At 72.3% G+C, this 16,199-nt stretch carries 14 protein-coding genes; all 14 read right to left on the reverse strand.

Annotated elements, in window-relative coordinates; translation table 11 throughout:
* Nucleotides 1-784: prolipoprotein diacylglyceryl transferase (gene lgt, locus BH719_RS00935; RefSeq protein ID WP_009399978.1), on the reverse strand; the 784-nt coding region annotated here is incomplete at its 3' end.
* Entirely contained in the window at nucleotides 781-1,596 is an 816-nt protein-coding gene (trpA, locus tag BH719_RS00940) for a tryptophan synthase subunit alpha (protein ID WP_009399979.1), read from the reverse strand. The genes trpA and lgt, both read right to left, overlap by 4 nt.
* Entirely contained in the window at nucleotides 1,593-2,882 is a 1,290-nt protein-coding gene (gene trpB, locus BH719_RS00945) for a tryptophan synthase subunit beta (RefSeq protein ID WP_009399980.1), read from the reverse strand. The genes trpA and trpB overlap by 4 nt, the downstream gene beginning before the upstream one ends.
* 4 nt (nucleotides 2,883-2,886) lie before the next feature.
* Nucleotides 2,887-3,732, reverse strand: a complete 846-nt coding sequence (gene trpC, locus BH719_RS00950; protein ID WP_009399981.1) for an indole-3-glycerol phosphate synthase TrpC — start codon at nucleotides 3,730-3,732, stop codon at nucleotides 2,887-2,889.
* Nucleotides 3,733-3,823: 91 nt separating this feature from the next.
* Nucleotides 3,824-5,413 carry a chorismate-binding protein gene (locus BH719_RS00955; protein WP_009399982.1) on the reverse strand — a complete coding sequence of 530 codons (1,590 nt, stop codon included), beginning with the start codon at nucleotides 5,411-5,413 and terminating at the stop codon, nucleotides 3,824-3,826.
* Nucleotides 5,414-5,477: 64 nt separating this feature from the next.
* The gene (locus tag BH719_RS00960) at nucleotides 5,478-6,170 is read right to left on the reverse strand and encodes a prepilin peptidase (protein ID WP_009399983.1); all 693 of its coding nucleotides are present in this window, start codon (nucleotides 6,168-6,170) and stop codon (nucleotides 5,478-5,480) included.
* 6 nt (nucleotides 6,171-6,176) lie between these two features.
* On the reverse strand, nucleotides 6,177-7,034 hold the full coding sequence (locus BH719_RS00965; protein ID WP_009399984.1) for a shikimate dehydrogenase: 858 nt from the start codon (nucleotides 7,032-7,034) through the stop codon (nucleotides 6,177-6,179).
* A complete protein-coding gene (gene mltG, locus BH719_RS09470) occupies nucleotides 7,028-8,704 on the reverse strand; it encodes an endolytic transglycosylase MltG (protein ID WP_009399985.1) in 1,677 nt (558 codons plus the stop codon). The genes BH719_RS00965 and mltG overlap by 7 nt, the downstream gene beginning before the upstream one ends.
* The gene (gene ruvX / locus BH719_RS00975; RefSeq protein WP_173647169.1) at nucleotides 8,701-9,189 is read right to left on the reverse strand and encodes a Holliday junction resolvase RuvX; all 489 of its coding nucleotides are present in this window, start codon (nucleotides 9,187-9,189) and stop codon (nucleotides 8,701-8,703) included. Before ruvX ends, mltG begins: the two co-directional genes overlap by 4 nt.
* The gene (alaS, locus tag BH719_RS00980; RefSeq protein ID WP_034255110.1) at nucleotides 9,186-11,885 is read right to left on the reverse strand and encodes an alanine--tRNA ligase; all 2,700 of its coding nucleotides are present in this window, start codon (nucleotides 11,883-11,885) and stop codon (nucleotides 9,186-9,188) included. Before alaS ends, ruvX begins: the two co-directional genes overlap by 4 nt.
* Before the next feature lie 231 nt (nucleotides 11,886-12,116).
* Complete coding sequence (gene rpsD / locus BH719_RS00985) at nucleotides 12,117-12,740, reverse strand: 30S ribosomal protein S4 (protein ID WP_005872137.1); 624 nt, start codon at nucleotides 12,738-12,740, stop codon at nucleotides 12,117-12,119.
* Nucleotides 12,741-12,865: 125 nt separating this feature from the next.
* A complete protein-coding gene (locus tag BH719_RS00990; RefSeq protein ID WP_009399988.1) occupies nucleotides 12,866-14,209 on the reverse strand; it encodes a replication-associated recombination protein A in 1,344 nt (447 codons plus the stop codon).
* A 79-nt stretch (nucleotides 14,210-14,288) separates the two neighbouring features.
* A complete protein-coding gene (locus BH719_RS00995; RefSeq protein ID WP_009399989.1) occupies nucleotides 14,289-15,749 on the reverse strand; it encodes a hypothetical protein in 1,461 nt (486 codons plus the stop codon).
* 183 nt (nucleotides 15,750-15,932) lie between these two features.
* The coding region (locus BH719_RS09775) for a hypothetical protein (protein ID WP_425415303.1) at nucleotides 15,933-16,199 on the reverse strand (267 nt) is incomplete at its 5' end.

Consider the following 16,199-nt stretch of genomic DNA (forward strand, 5'->3'; position numbering starts at 1 on the left):
GCAGGAACGACACGGCGCCGGCCGCGAAGACGAGCAGCGACGTCCACACGTTCAGCCGCACGCCCAGGATCCTGTGCGCGTCGTCGATGCGCAGCGCCTCGATCCACACCCTGCCCGCCGTGTACACCATGAGGTAGAGGGCGAAGACCTGCCCCGCCTTGAAGCGCAGCCGCTTCTCCAGCCACACGATGAGGGCGGCGCCGACCAGGTTCCACAGGCACTCGTAGAGGAAGGTCGGGTGGAACAGGGTGCCCGGCGGGTACCCGGGCGGCATGTGCAGGGCGTCGATGCGCAGCCCCCACGGCGCCGACGTGGGCGCGCCGAAGAGCTCCTGGTTGAACCAGTTGCCCCACCGCCCGATCGCCTGCCCGACCAGCAGGGCGGGGGCCAGGGAGTCCGCGACTGGCCCCAGGCGCGCGCCCGCGCGCCTCGCCCCGATCCAGGCGCCCACCGCGCCGAGGGCGACCGCTCCCCAGATGCCGAGGCCGCCGCGCCATATCTGCCACACCTGCCACGGGTCCCCGCCCGGCCCGAAGTACTGCTCGGGCGAGGTGATCACATGGTAGAGGCGGGCGCCGACGATGCCCAGGGGGATCGCCCACAGCGCCAGGTCGAAGAGCAGGTCGGGGTCCCCGCCGCGCCGCCCGTAGCGGCGCGAGGCCCACGCGAGCGCGACGACCATGCCGACCGCGATGATGATCCCGTAGGCGCGCAGAGGCACCGGGCCCACGTACCACACGCCGACCGACGGCGAGGGGATCCCGGCCTGGACGAGCGCAGTCATCGGCGCGCCCCCTTCACTCCCCCGACGAGTTCGTCCGCCAGCGCCCCCAGTTCCACGAGCGCCCGTTCGAAGGGCTCGGAGAACAGGGTGCGCACCAGCGCCGATCCGACGATGACGCCGTCGGCGTAGGCGCCGATCTCGCGCGCCTGGGCGCCGGTGGAGACCCCCAGGCCCACGCACACGCGCTCCGCGCCGGCCGCCCGGGTGCGCTCGACGACGTCGCGCACGTGCGCGCCCACCGAGGCGCGCGCCCCCGTGACGCCCATCGACGAGGCGGCGTACACCCACCCCCTGGAGTGCGCGGCGATGAGGGCGAGCCTGCGGGCAGGCGAGGACGGCGCCGACAGGTACACGCGCTCCAGGCCGTTGGCGTCGGCCGCGGCCTCCCACTGCGCGCCCTCCTCGGGCGGCAGGTCGGGGGTGATCAGGCCGGAGCCGCCCACCCCGGCGAGGTCGGCGGCGAAGCGCTCCACCCCCCACCACTCGACCGGGTTCCAGTAGGTCATCACCATGGTCGCCACCCCGTGCGCCGTGAGCTCGTCGACGGCGTGGAACAGGTCCTCGATGTGCGTTCCGCGCTCGAGCGCGGCCACCGTGGCCCGCTGGATGGTGGGTCCGTCCATCCCCGGATCCGAGTAGGGGAAGCCCAGTTCAATGGCGTCCACACCGGCGTCGGCCAGTGCCTTGCCCGCCCGCACCGACGCCTCCACTGTGGGGAAGCCCACCGGCAGGTACGCGATCAGGGCGGCGTCGCCCCGGGCGTTGGCCTGGTCGATGCGGACTGCGGAATGGGGTGCGCGCGCGGTCGTCATCGCGCCTCCTTCGTGACGGCGCGGACCCCGCTCGGTCCGGCGCTCGGGTCGATGATCTGCTCCTTGGCCCGCCCGTAGCCGAACCAGCGCGACGCGGTGCCCATGTCCTTGTCGCCCCTGCCCGACAGGACGACCAGCGCGATGGGCGCCCCCGCCCCGTCGAAGGGGCCCTCCGCCTCGGCTTTCGCCCGCGCCCATGCGCGGGCGCCCGCCAGCGCGTGCGCGGACTCGATCGCGGGGATGATGCCCTCCGTGCGGCTCAGGCGCGCGAAGGCGTCCATCGCCTCGTCGTCGGGGACGGGGGTGTACGAGGCGCGCCCCGTCTCTGCCAGCCACGCGTGCTCGGGGCCAACGCCCGGGTAGTCCAGTCCCGCGGAGATCGAGTGCGAGGGCTTCGTCTGCCCGTCGCGCTCCTGGAGGACGAAGGTGCGGGCGCCGTGGAGGACGCCCTGCTGGTCGGCGATGATCGACGCCGCGTGGCGGCCCGTGCCGAAACCGTCGCCCCCCGCCTCGCACCCCAGCAGCGCCACCCCCGGGTCGTCCAGGAAGGCCGTGAACGCTCCGATGGCGTTCGAGCCCCCGCCCACGCACGCGCACACCACGTCGGGCAGGCGCCCCTCCGCCGCGAGCAGCTGGGCGCGGGCCTCGTCGCCGATGACGCGCTGCAGGTCCCGCACCAGCTCCGGGAAGGGGTGCGGGCCCGCGGCGGTGCCGAACACGTAGTTGGTCGTCGCGGCGGTCGTCACCCAGTCGCGGAACGCCTCGTTGATCGCGTCCTTGAGTGTCGCCGAGCCCGCCGACACCGCGACCACCTCGGCTCCGAGCATTTGCATGCGCGCCACGTTCAGCGCTTGGCGCTCCGTGTCCTCCTTGCCCATGTAGACCGTGCACTCCAAGCCCATCAGGGCAGCGGCCGTCGCCGTGGCGACCCCGTGCTGGCCGGCGCCCGTCTCGGCGATGACCCTGGTCTTGCCCAGTTCCCGCGTGAGCAGCGCCTGGCCGAGCACGTTGTTGATCTTGTGGGAGCCCGTGTGGTTGAGGTCCTCCCGCTTGAGCAGGACGCGCACGCCGCCCAGGTCCGAGGCGAAGCGGGGCGCCTCGGTGAGCAGCGAGGGGCGCCCGGCGTAGTCGGCGAACAGGGAGCGCAGGCTCCGCTGGAACCCCGGATCGGGCCACAGGCGCCTCCACGCGGCCTCCACCTCCTCCAGCGGGCCCATCAACGACTCGGCGACGAAACGGCCGCCGAACCCCCCGAAGTAGGGTCCTTGAGCGGTGTTGAGAGACATAGGATCAGCCTTCCTGTAGGGCCTGGCGCACGCGCGCCTTGCGGTCCGTGAGCAGCGCGGGGTGCGCCCCGGCGCTCACCATGTCACGAATAGACTCCAACGGGTTCCCGGAGGTGACCAGCGCTTCGCCGACGAGCACGGCGTCGGCCCCCCACTTCGCGTACTCGAACACGTCGTGCGCGTTGGAGACCCCCGACTCCGCCACCGCCACGACGTCCTCCGGGATCACGTCGATGACCTGCTCGATGGTGTGGCGATCGACCTCCAGGGTCGTCAGATCCCGCGCGTTCACGCCGATGACGCTGGCGCCGGCCTCGAGGGCGCGCAGCACCTCCAGGCGCGAGTGCGCCTCCACGAGCGCCTCCATCCCCAGCGAGCGCACCCGCTCGAGCAGGGACACCAGCGCCGGCTTCTCGAGGGCCGCGACGATGAGGAGGACCAGGTCGGCGCCGTGGGCCCGCGCCTCGTGGATCTGGTACGGGGTGACGATGAAGTCCTTGCGCAGCACGGGGATGTCCACCGCCGCGCGCACCGCGTCGAGATCCGCCAGGGAGCCCCCGAAGCGGCGCCCCTCCGTGAGGACCGAGACCACCGAGGCGCCCCCGCGCTCGTAGGTCGAGGCCAGGGAGGCGGGATCGGGGATGGCGGCCAGCTCCCCCTTCGAGGGCGAGGACCTCTTCACCTCCGAGATGATCGTCACCGCCCCGTCGGAGCCCCTCAGCGCGGAGACGGCGTCCTTGGCGTCGGGAGCGCGCAGGGCGAGCTCCTTGACCTCCTCCATCGGCACTGCGGACTCCCGGACCCTCAGGTCCTCCATCACTCCGGCGATAATGCCCTCGAGAACGCTCACGGCGACCCTCCTCTAACCTTCAGTCCCAACGATGCTATCGCCACGGGGCGCGGCGCCCGAAATCCGCTCCCCCCGCCGACCGGTATCCGGGCTAGAGTGACGACCAGGGGCGCAGTGTCGACGCGGTCGTCACCGCCTCCAGGGCGGCGGCGGCTTTGTTGCGCGACTCCTCGTACTCCAAGGACGGCACAGAGTCCGCGACCAGTCCCGCGCCCGCCTGCACCGACGCGGTGCCGCCGCGCAGCGCGGCCGTGCGGATGGCGATCGCCAGGTCGGCCTCGCCGCCGAGGTCGAAGTAGCCCACCACTCCCCCGTAGACGCCGCGCGCCGCGGGCTCCAGCTCGTCGATGAGGCGGATCGCACGGGGCTTGGGCGCTCCCGACAGGGTCCCCGCGGGGAAGGCCGCCACCAGGCAGTCCAGGGCGTCCGCGTCGGGCCGCAGCACCCCTGTCACCGTCGAGGAGATGTGCTGGATGTGGGAGAAGCGCTTGACCTCCATGAGGGTGGAGACCTCCACGGTCGCCGGGTCGCACACCTTCGACAGGTCGTTGCGCGCCAGGTCGACCAGCATCACGTGCTCCGACAGCTCCTTCGGATCCTGGAGGAGCTCCTCGGCCAGTGCCCGGTCCTGCGCGCCGTCAGCGCCCCTGGGGCGCGAACCCGCGATCGGGTAGGTCCACACCCGGCGCCCCTGGGTGCGCACGAGCGTCTCCGGGGAGGAGCCCACGACCTCGAACTGGCCGCCGTCGCCGTCGGGCAGCGCCAGGTAGTACATGTAGGGCGACGGGTTGATCGTCCGCAGGACCCGGTACACATCGACCCCGGCCGCCCCCGTGCGCACGTCGAGCCTCTGGGAGACGACGATCTGGAACGCCTCGCCGTCCTCGATGGCGCGCTTGGCGGCGTCCACCGATGCCTCGAAGGCGCCCCTCGGGGTGCGCTGGCGGACGGCGGGGCGCTCCGCCCCGGGGTCGGCGGCGAGCACCGCCGGGCTGATGGGGGCGGCCAGTTGGCGCGTCATCGCGTCCACGCGCGCCAGGGCGGAGTCGTAGGCGCCGTCCACCCCCTCGTCCGTGCCGTTGAGGTTCCAGGCGATCGCCATGAGGTACACAGATCCCGTGCGGTGGTCGATCGCGGCGACCTCCGTCGCCAGGCACAGCGCGGCGTCGGGGATGTCCGACTCGCGGGGCGACGAGGCCACCAGGGTGGGCTCCCACTCGGGGATGATGCCCCACCCCAGTGACCCCACGAGCGCCCCCGTCAGGGGCGGGAGCCCGGGGATCGGCGGGGCGTGCAGCTCCGCCAGCGCCGAGTGCGCGACTTCCAGGAACGTGCCCTCGGCGAGCGCGCCCTCGGGGCGCGCCCCCACCCACCGGGCCCTCCCTTCGCTGGAGACGATGGCGCCCGCGCTGGAGGCGCCCACGAAGGACCACCTGCCCCACGCGCCGCCGTGCTCGGCGGACTCCAGGATGAAACTGCCGTGCGAGCCGTGGGCCAGTTGCCTGTACACGCCCACGGCGGAGAGCTCGTCGGCCAGGACGCGCCTGACCACCGGGACCACGCGCCGGGTCGCGGCCAGACGGCGGAACTCCTGCCTGTCGGGCCAAGTCTGGCCCCACTGCAGGTCGACGCCGGGCGGGTTGTCGCTGGTGCTCTTCGAAGGACTGGTCACGCCGATCATTGTGTCATCGACGCCACCGGCCGTCCCGCCGTGTCTCACGGGCGCGCCTCCGGTGGTGCCGGGCCTACAGCCAGTCCGGGATCACTCCCCACGCGACGGTGGCGAAGAGCGCCGCCCCGATCATCCACGGCCCCATGGGAACGCGGCTCTTCGTGCCCGCCGATCCGACGACCAGTTTCCACAGGGCGGCCACTCCCGCGGACACGAAGGCCAGTGCGAGGCCGGCGGCGGCCGCCTCCACGCCGACCGACCCCACCATCGCGCCGAGGACGGGGGCGAGCTTCACGTCCCCCGCCCCCATACCGCCCGGGAGCCTGTTGAGCAGCCAGACGGGCGCGAGCCAGATGACCACGCCCAGGGCCGAGCCGGTGAGGCGCTCCTTCCAGAAGGGGGACACCAGGGCGCCACCGACCAGTCCCGCGCAGACGCCCACTGCCATCGCGGCGGTGTAGCCGTTGGGCAGCCGGTGCGTGAGGGCGTCGACGTAGGCGCTGAGCACGCCCACCATCGCCACCGCGAGGATCGCGGGCAGGCCGGGACGGCGCTCGCCCGCGACGAAGAACACCGCTCCCATGAGTGCCGAAGACCACACTATTCCGTTGCGGCCAAGGGGTGTGCGCGTGGCCTCCACGAAGTACCTCCGCTGGATCCTCCAGCCCGAGTTCGCCAGCCAGAACAGGATGACGATCCACGTGAGGAAGCCCGAGACGATGGAGAAGTTCGCCACTGCCTTCTCCGGCAGCCAATCGACGATCATGGCGGATCAGCGGCCCTCCCGGCTAGCGACCTCGGCTTCCAGCGCGGCCCGCATCACGCCGGTGTCGGGGTCGCGCCCCGTCATGAGGCGCACCTGCTGGGCGCCCTGGTGGATGAGCATCTCCGTGCCCTCGGCGATAACGGCGCCGCCCGCCTCGAAAGCGCGGCGCAGTGCCGTGTCGCGCGGCGCGTACACGACGTCGAGCAGGCACTGGTGCCCGCCGGGGCGCACCAGGGCGGCCAGCGGGTCGGCGGCGCCCGCCGGCAGCGTCGACACCACGATGTCCGCGGCCAGCGCGGCCCCCGCCCTCGTGGTGTCCCCGATCAGCACCTGGTCGATCCCGACGCCCATGCGCGCCGCCGCCGCCACGACCGACCCCGGGCCCGAGAACCGGCGGGCCACAACGGTCGTGCGGGTGACGCCCAGGGCGCCGAGCGCAGCGAGCGCGGATGAGGCCGTCGCCCGCGCCCCCAGGACGCAGGCGCTGCGCGCCGGCCCCAGGCCCCGCGCCGCCCTCGCCTCGGCGATGGCCGTCGTGATGCCGTGGACGTCGGTGTTGAAGCCCGTCAGGACGCCCGCCCCGGGCACCACCGTGTTCACCGCCCCCACGGCCGCGGCCAGTGGATCGACGACGTCCATGAGCGGCATGACCGCTTGCTTGCACGGCATTGTGACCGACAGGCCGCGGCACTGGGGGTCCAGGCCGGCGATGAAGGCGCCCAGCCCCCCGCGGTCCACCTCGGCACTCCTGTACTCCCAGTCGCCCGCCAGTCCGAGGCACTCCCATGCGGCCCGGTGGATCACCGGGGACAACGAGTGCGCGATCGGAGAGCCGATGACCGCTGCCCACGGCACCGTCAGCACTTCCCCTCGTGCGAGGCGCAGTAGTCCTGGAACTTCTTCTGATTCTCCATCTGCTCGGCGAAGTTGTCCGCGAACAGGGTCTCGCCAGTGTCCAGGTTGACGGTGGTGAAGTACAGCCACGTGCCCTGGGCTGGGTTGACGACCGCGGAGATGGCGTCGCGGGAGGGCTGGCCGATCGGCGTGGGGGGCAGGCCCGCGTGCAGGCGGGTGTTGTAGGGGTTGTCGTCGGCGATGGCGGTGGCGTCGGGCACGCCGCCCGACTTGCCGACGCCGTACTGCACGGTCGAGTCCATTTCCAAGCGGCCCCGGGTCTCGCCGTCGGGATCCGCCAGGCGGTTCTCGATCACTCTCGCGATCATCGGCTGGTAGCGCTTGATGTAGCCCTCGCCGTCCACGATGGACGCCTTGATGAGCACCGTCTCACGGTCCGCGTCGGCGACGCCCATCTCCGCGAGCTCGGCGACGGTGCCCGCGACCATCCTCTTGACGACCGTCGTGGGAGTGTCCTCGGGATCGACCTCGTACGTGCCCGGCAGCAGCCACCCCTCGGCCTTCCCATTGGCCTCGGCGGGCAGGCCGATGGCCTCCGCGTCGTCCAGGGCCCGCTGCACCTCGTCCTCGGACACGCCCATGATGTCGGCGATCTTCGCCTTCACCTGCCAGATCGTCGTACCGGGGATCACCGTGATCGTGTTGTCCGTCCGGTTCGTCTCGTCCAGGAGGGCGGCGAGCGCCTCGGCGGCGCTCATCTGCAGCCGCATCGAGTAGGTGCCCGGGCGGATGGACGTGGCCGCCTTGCTCTTCTCGAACTGGCGGATGAAGGCCCCGACCGACTTCACGACCCCGGCGTCGACCAGCGTCTTCCCGATGTCGCGGCCCGTGGAGTTCTCCTCGATGGTCACGGAGACGGCCTCCGTGCCCGGGCCCGGGAAGTCGTCCTGGGCGGTCTGGTTGGCGCTGCTGCGCAACTGGCGCACGGCCAGGTACCCGGCGCCGCCGACCATGGCCAGGACGATCACGAGGACGAAGAACGAGCGCACCCTGCGCCAGAACCGCCTCTTCTTGGCCGCCTGGCGCTCCCGCGCGAGGCGCCGGGACCGCATCCCGGTGGTCTCCTCCTCGAAGGCCTCCTCCTGGTCGGCCCCATCGGCGTCCGAGCGGCCGACCGCCGGGATCTCCGCGGTGTGCGCGCTGGGGCCCGGGTGCTCCCGCCGTGGCTCCGCCTTGCCCTCGCTGGCCGCCGCGCGGCGTTTCTTAGGAGTGCTCCTGCGCGAGCGGGTGCTGCTGGGCCAGGGGAAGTCGGACTCTATGGAAGCGGGCGCGTCCCCCTGACCGGGGGCGTCGTCGGACTCCTGCGCGACCGCGCTCCGGTGGGGGACGGAGGCGCGCTCCGCAGCGGTGGCGGTGCCGAGGACCGCGCCCCTGCGGGCGCCGGCCCTGGCGGCCGCCTTGGTGCGGGAACCGGGGACGGCCGCGCCCGCGCGCCCCGCCCCACTGGGACGGTGCCGCCCCGGATGGCCCGCGGCCGGATCGGTTGCCCGTCCGGTACGGGCGGTGGCCTCCTCGTCGGAGTCCGGGTGCAGGTCCGCGTCGGAGTAGGTGCGGGGCTCGTTGCGGTGGATCTCGCGCCGCGAGCGGAAGGGGTAGCTGGGAGGGGTTGAACTCGTCATCGCCCAGTCTCCTCGCTTTCGGGTGCGTCTACCGGCTCTCCAGGGGCCCGCCCGCTGATGCGCTCGGTGTCCAGGGCGTGCTCGATGATGATCTGAGCGGCGACCTGGTCGATGACCCCGCGGTGGTCGGTCTCGGGCACCCCGCGCGCACGAAGTCGCTGGTGGGCCTGGGTCGACGAGAGCCTCTCATCCACCATAGCAACGCGAACGCCAGGACACGCGACCTTGACCCGGCGCGCGTAACGACGGGCCCCCTTCGCGGAAACCCCCTCCCCGCCCTTGAGGTGGCGCGGCAAGCCCACGAGCACCTCGATGGCGTCGTATTGGGCGACGATCGTGGCCAATTCCTCAACGTCCGACCAGTCGTCGGCGCGCCGGAGCGTCCGGACGGGGATCGAGAGGATCCCCTCCGGGTCCGTCCGCGCGACCCCCACCCGCACGGTGCCGACATCGACCCCGATCCGCACTCCACGGCGCAAGGTCACAGGCCCTCGATCTGCCGGCGCAGCTCTTCGAGCGCCCTGCCGACGCCCTCGGGCTTCGTGCCGCCGCCCTGCGCGATGTCGTCGCGCCCGCCGCCGCCCCCGCCCAGGAAGGAACCGACCGCGCGCACGAGCGCACCCGCCTTCGCCTTGCGCGCGCGGGCGCCGTCGTTCGTGGCCACGACGAGTGACGGCTTGCCGCCGACCAGCCCCGCGAGGGCGACGACCGCTGCCCCGGACCCGCCGATGCGGTCGCGCACGTCGAGCGCCAGGGTGCGCAGCGCGTCGGCCGAGGGCACGGCGCCCACAGCGGCCACGACCCCGGTCAGCCGCCCGATCGTCTTGGCCCGCGCGGCCAGGCCGGCCGCCTGCGACAGGGCCTGGTCGATGCGGCTCTTCTCCAGTTCCTTCTCCGACTCCTTGAGTCTGGCCAGCAGGGCCTCGACGCGCTCGGGCAGGTCCTCGGGCCTGCCGCCCACCAGGGACGCCAGGCGGGACACGATGGCGTGCTCCTTCGCCTGGTACTCGTAGGCCCCGTCCCCCACCAGGGCGTCGATGCGGCGCACGCCCGAGCCGATGGAGCCCTCCCCGAGGACGGTGACCCGCCCCAGGTGCCCGGTCGAGGGGACGTGCGTCCCGCCGCACAGCTCCTTGTCGAAGCCGTCGCCTATTGTGACGACGCGGACCCGGGAGCCGTACTTCTCGCCGAACAGGGCGATGGCGCCCGACGCGCGGGCCTCCTCGATGCCCATGACCTCCGTGGTCACGGGCAGATCCTCTGCGAGTTTCTCGTTGACCAGGGCCTCGATGTCGTCCACCTGGGAGGCGCCGAGCGCGCTGGAGTGGCGGAAGTCGAAGCGCAGGCGCGACGGCGAGTTCTCAGAGCCCGCCTGCGAGGCGTCCTGGCCCACCACCGCGCGCAGGCCCGCGTACACCATGTGGGTGGCGGTGTGGGCGCGCGCGATGGCCAGGCGCCGCCGCGTGTCGATCTGCGCGAACGCCCTCTCGCCCACGGCCACCGCGCCCTCGACGACGGTGCCCCTGTGGACGAACAGCCCGCGGATCGGCGCCTGCACGTCGTTGACCTCGATGACAGCCCCGCCCTCGGCGCGGATGGTCCCGTGGTCGGCCAGCTGCCCGCCCATCTCCGCGTAGAACGGCGTGCGGTCCAGGACCACCTCGACGTCGGCGCCCGCCTGCGCCGCGGGGGCGTCGTGGCCGTCCACCAGCAGCGCGACCACCGAGGCGTCGCAGCCGGACTCGGTGTACCCCAGGAACTCCGATCCCCCGCCCAGGCGCTTCTCGATCTCCTGGAAGACGCGGACGTCGGTGTGGCCCGTCTTCTTCGCGCGCGCGTCCGCCCGTGCGCGCTCCTTCTGCTCCTCCATGAGCGCGCGGAAGCCGTCCTCGTCGACCTTCACGCCCTGCTCCGCGGCCATCTCCAGTGTCAGGTCGATGGGGAAGCCGTAGGTGTCGTGCAGGGAGAACGCCGAAGCGCCCGGGATCGGCGATCCTGCGCTCCGCGCCTGGGCCACCGCCGTGTCCAGGATCGTGGTCCCCGCGCTCAGGGTGCGGCGGAACGCGTCCTCCTCCGCGTAGGCGACCTCGGAGATGGTCCCCCAATCGGCCTCGAGCTCCGGGTACGAGGCGCGCATCGCGTCCTTCGAGGCCGTCAGCAGCACGGGCATCGCCGCGTCGTGGACGCCGAGCAGGCGCATGGAGCGCACGGCCCTGCGGATCAGGCGGCGCAGCACGTAGCCGCGTCCGTCGTTGCCTGGCCGCACGCCGTCCCCTATCAGCATCAAGGAGGAGCGCACGTGGTCGGCCACGACGCGCAGGCGCACGTCGTCGGCGTAGGCCTCGCCCGCCTCGGGCCCCGCGGCGCCCAGGCCGTAGGTCTTCCCGCTCATCGCCTCCGCTGCGGCGATCACGGGGAAGACCTCGTCGATCTCGTACATGTTCGGCTTGTCCTGCATGATGAAGGCCAGGCGCTCCAGGCCGGCCCCCGTGTCGATCGCGGTCCGGTCGAGCTTGCCGACCAGTTCGAAGTCGTGCCCGGCCCCCTCGCCGCGGACGAACTCGTCGAAGACCAGGTTCCAGATCTCCAGGAAGCGGTCACCCCCCGTGTCGACCACGGGCCCCCCGCCGGGGCCGTATTGCGCTCCGCGGTCGTAATGGATCTCGCAGCACGAGCCGGCCGGCCCGGGCTGCCCCGTCGACCAGGAGATCTCGGCGAAGGGGAGGCGCTGGATGCGCTCGGCGGGCAAGCCGATCTCGCGGGTCCAGTAGTCGAAGGAGACCTGGTCCTCTTCCCAGATCGTCATCCACAGGCGGTCGCCGTCGAGCCCGTAGCCGCCCTGGTCGCGGGGGTCGGTGAGCAGGTGCCACGCGAAGTCGATCGCGCCCTCTTTGAAGTAGTCGCCGAAGGAGAAGTTGCCGTTCATCTGGAAGAACGTGCCGTGGCGCGTCGTCTTGCCCACGTTGTCGATGTCGTTCGTCCGCACGCACTTCTGCACGGAGGCCGCCCTGGGCCACGGCGCCGGCTCCGTTCCGAGGATGTAGGGGATGAAGGGGACCATTCCCGCGACCGTGAACAGAATGGAGGGCTCGGGCGAGATCAGGGGGACTGAGGGGCGGATCTCGTGATCCCGGGCGGCGAAGAACTCCAGCCAACGGCTGCGGATTTCACTGGTGCGCATGAGAACCCATCTTAGACAACAACCACCCCAGCCTCCACATCGCCCACGCGGGCGCATGCGACATCACTCCGTCGTGTTGGTGGAAGGGACCCTGCGGGGGCCGGCGCGGCCGCCGAGCACGGCGGACGGCGGGGCCTCCGGCGCTCCCCGGCACCGGGGGCGGCCCCGCACGGCCCTGCGGTTACGACAACGCGCCCCGGGGCCCAGTGCCCCGGGGCGCGCGGGCCCGTGTCAGCGCGAGTAGTGCTCGACGACCATCTGGACGTCGCAGGTGACGGGGACCTCTGCGCGCTTGGGGCGGCGCACCAGGGTGGCCTTCAGGCGCTCGAGGTCGACGTCGAGGTAGTCGGGGACCTGGGGCAGCACATCGCGGTGGATGCCCTGCGCGGCGATCTCGAAGGGGACCGTGGTCTGCGACTTGGGCTTGACCTGCAGGGTCTGCCCCGGATTGACGCGGAAGGAGGGGCGGTCGACGATCTTGCCGTCGACCAGGATGTGGCGGTGCACGACGAACTGGCGGGCCTGCTGGATGGTACGGGCGATACCCGCGCGCAGGACGAGCGCGTCGATGCGCATCTCGAGGAGCTCGACCAGGTTCTCACCGGTCAGGCCGGCGGTGCGGCGGGCCTCCTCGAAGGCGCGGCGCAGCTGGGCCTCGCGGATGCCGTACTGGGCGCGCAGGCGCTGCTTCTCCTTGAGGCGGACCGCGTAGTCAGAATCCTGGCGGCGGCGCGAACGGCCGTGCTCGCCGGGGCCGTAGGGGCGCTTCTCGAAGTAGCGGACGGCCTTGGGCGTCAGGGCCAGGCCGAGGGCGCGCGACTCGCGCACCTGCTTGCGGGAACGGTTCTTTGCCATGTTCTCTTTTCTTTCCTGTTTCCAGTGTCATGCCCGTGCCGGGCACGGGCATGGGGCCAACTCTTGCGGCGGTGCCGCACGGCTAGGGCCCCAGGGAGCCTTCCGCAGAAGGCAGCCCCGCCATGCTAGCGCATTTCCAGGAGGTTCCTGATCGCCTCGAGCCTCTTCGTGATGAGCGCCTCGTTTCCATTGCGGGTCGGCTCGTAGTACCGGACCCCGACGAGGTCGTCGGGCAGGTACTGCTGCGCCGCGACGTGGTGGGGCGCGTCGTGCGCGTAGACGTACCCCTCCCCGTGGCCCAGGCCTGCCGCGCCCGGGTAGTGCGCGTCGCGCAGGTGGGCGGGGACGGGACCGCCCTTGCCCGCGCGCAGATCCGCCAGGGCGCGGTCGATCCCCGTGTACGAGGCGTTCGACTTCGGCGCCGTGGCGACCGCGATGACGGCCTGGGCCAGGACGATCCGCGCCTCGGGCATGCCGACCATGGCGACCGCCTGCGCCGCGCTCACGCAGGTGGTGAGGACTTCCGGGGCGGCCATGCCCACCTCCTCGGAGGCGGCGATCATGACGCGCCGGGCGATGAAGCGCGGATCCTCCCCCGCCTCGATCATCCGCGCCAGGTAGTGGAGGGCGGCGTCCACGTCGGAGCCGCGCATCGATTTGATGAACGCGGAGGCCACGTCGTAGTGCTGGTCCTGGTCCCACCGCACCAGCGCCCGGTTTGCGGCGGCCTCGACCTGGGGGAGGCCGATGGACGCTCCGCCCGCCCCGGCGGCCGCCCCCGCCGCGGCCTCGAGCAGGGTCAAGGACTTGCGGGCGTCCGACCCCGCCAGGCGCACGAGGGCGTCGCGCGCCTCGTCGGTGATGGTGAACGCGCCCGCGAGCCCCCGGTCGTCGGCGAGGGCGCGCTCGATGAGCCCCGCGACCGCCGCGCCGTCGAGCGGGCGCAGCGTGAGCAGCAGGGAGCGCGACAGGAGCGGTGGGATGACGGAGAACGACGGGTTCTCCGTCGTCGCGGCGACCAGGACCACCCATCGGTTCTCAACGGCGGGCAGCAGGGCGTCCTGTTGCGACTTGGAGAAGCGGTGGACCTCGTCGACGAAAAGGACCGTCTCCCCGCCCCCGGCCGCGAGCCGCCTCCTGGCCCCGCCGACCACGTCGCGGATGTCCCTGACGCCCGAGGACACTGCCGACAGCTCTTCGAAGCGGCGGCTCGTCGTCCGGGCCACCAGGTAGGCCAGGGTCGTCTTCCCCGTTCCGGGCGGCCCCCACAGGACCACCGACGACACCGCGACGGAGGCGCCGGACGCCGGTTCGAGCAGACGCCGCAGTGGCGCGCCCTCGCCGAGCAGGTGGTCCTGCCCGACCACCTCCTCGATGCGCGCGGGCCGCATGCGGACGGCCAGAGGCGCGTCGGGGCTGTATGCGGGGACGCCCGCGTCATCGATGCCCTGGGCTGCGAAGAGATCCATGCGGACAGACTAACGCCCTGCGTGCGCAGGCGCGGGGCGGCCCCCGCTCTGGGAGGCCGCCCCGCAGAGCGCCTGGGGCTCAGCTCCCGCTCTTGCGCATGCCCCGCAGCGTCGGACCGGACATCACCTGGAGGACCACTAGGCCGCCGAGGATCAGCATGCACGCGCCGGCGCCCAGCAAGTAGCCGTTGAGGCCGTCCGCGGCGTCGGTGCGCAGCGAGTTCTCCAGCATCTGCGCGTGCGCGTTCATGGAAGCGGAGGTGTCGACCGCTGCGCCGTCCCCCGCGCCGGAGGCGGAGGTGGTGGCGACCTTGAACTGGGCCCACCCGACCAGGGTGTGGTCGCGCGTGGCGATGACGATCTTGTACTCGCCGTTGGGCAGGGACGGCAGATCCATCGACGCCTGGTTGTCGTCGCTGACCTGCAGCCACTGGGCCTGACGGCCCGGCAGGATGTTCGCGGAGACCCAGTCGCCGGCGGGCGCCTTGTCCGAGGGGACGTTCACGGTGACTTTGCCCGAGGCGAAGGAGGCGGAGACCCCCCCTGTGTTCGCGTCGGTGAGGTCGGACTCGCTGGCGACCGGCAGTACGGGCTCCCCATCCGGCTTCACCGTGTTGGAGGTCGCACTGGGCGTGGGATCCGGATCCGCGCTGCCGTCCGACTGGGCGGGGCCCGCAGTGCTGGGCGTCGGGTCAGGCGCGACGGGGGCGTGCGACGGCTCGGAGGGGACGGGCGGCTTCTCCGAAGTCGGCTCCTGCGGGGGCGTGTAGGGATCGGGGGTCTGCGTGGAGGGCTCCGGCTGCGGCTCGGAGCTGGGCACCGGATCGGGGGCCGGGGACTGGGGACGCGGACTGGCTGTGGTCGCATGGGACTGCGGGTCCGTGGTCGGCTCCTGCGTGGGGGCCGGGGCCGAGGTGGTGGGCGCCGGAGTGGTCGGGGTGGCCGTGGGCTGCGGAGCGGTGGGCGCCGGGGTGGTCGGGGCCTCGGAGGGCTCCGGCTCCGTGGTGGGCCCGGGCTCGGGCGCCTGGACGATCCGCAGGTAGTGCGCGGTCTTCGACTGCAGGGCGTCGCCCGCGTAGTAGACGTAGATCGTCAGCTTGTGCACGTCCCCGTCGTACCAGGAGGCCCTCTGGGGGTTGTTAGTGCCGTTCGGAAGATCGACGGACACGGCGAAGTCGCCGTCCGGGGACACCCGTCCGACGGCGTAGAAGTCGTCCCTGGCGAGCGGACCGCCCGTATCCGGGTTGGTCTGCGGCTCGTAGCGGGTGACGGCGCCCTCGTCGAGGAGGACGCCGACGTAGGCCCCCTTCGCCTCGGATTCAGTGGGGGTGAAGTCCGACCCGGGTATCACTGTGACACGCACTTCGGTGCTGGGGAGCTCGAGCGGCATGAACGGGTTGTCCCACCGGTCGCTCGCCGTCGCGGGGAGCATGACGGCGACGACGAGCACGAGGACGGCTCCGAGTCCAACGGTCAGGAACCGGAGTTGATTGGCGATCTGCCGCTGGGCGCTGACCGCGGCTCCGCGCGCGTGCTTCATCCCATCCTCCTTCGCGCCGACGGATCGGCATAATACGCGTCGTCTACCAGGTTAGCAAGAAGCTGGTGATCATGACGAGGAATAAACTACACCAGCGCGCGAACATTTTCCACAAGGTTTGTCGAGAAACACTAATCCGGCCGCGCCGTCCGACTGCACCCCGGGAAAAGGTTGGAACGGCGCCTAATGCGGGTGGGCCATCCTGCGGATGAAAGTGAAGGCGACGGTAACACCGAGGAGCAGCAGGCCGGCGCCGCCGACCATGACCCAGCTGTTGAGCCCGGAGGCCGATTCCTCACTGGACCCGCCGCCGGCGTTGGGGGGGACCGCCGCGTCCGCCGATACCCGGGTCGGCTCGGTGCTCGGCGAGGCGGAGGGCCGGGCCGTCGTCGGGCGCGTCGCGGGGGCGGTGCCCTGGGAAGGGGCCGCCGAGGAACCGCCGCCGGATGC

Source organism: Pauljensenia hongkongensis, from assembly GCF_001746855.1.
Classification (GTDB): Bacteria; Actinomycetota; Actinomycetes; order Actinomycetales; family Actinomycetaceae; genus Pauljensenia; species Pauljensenia hongkongensis.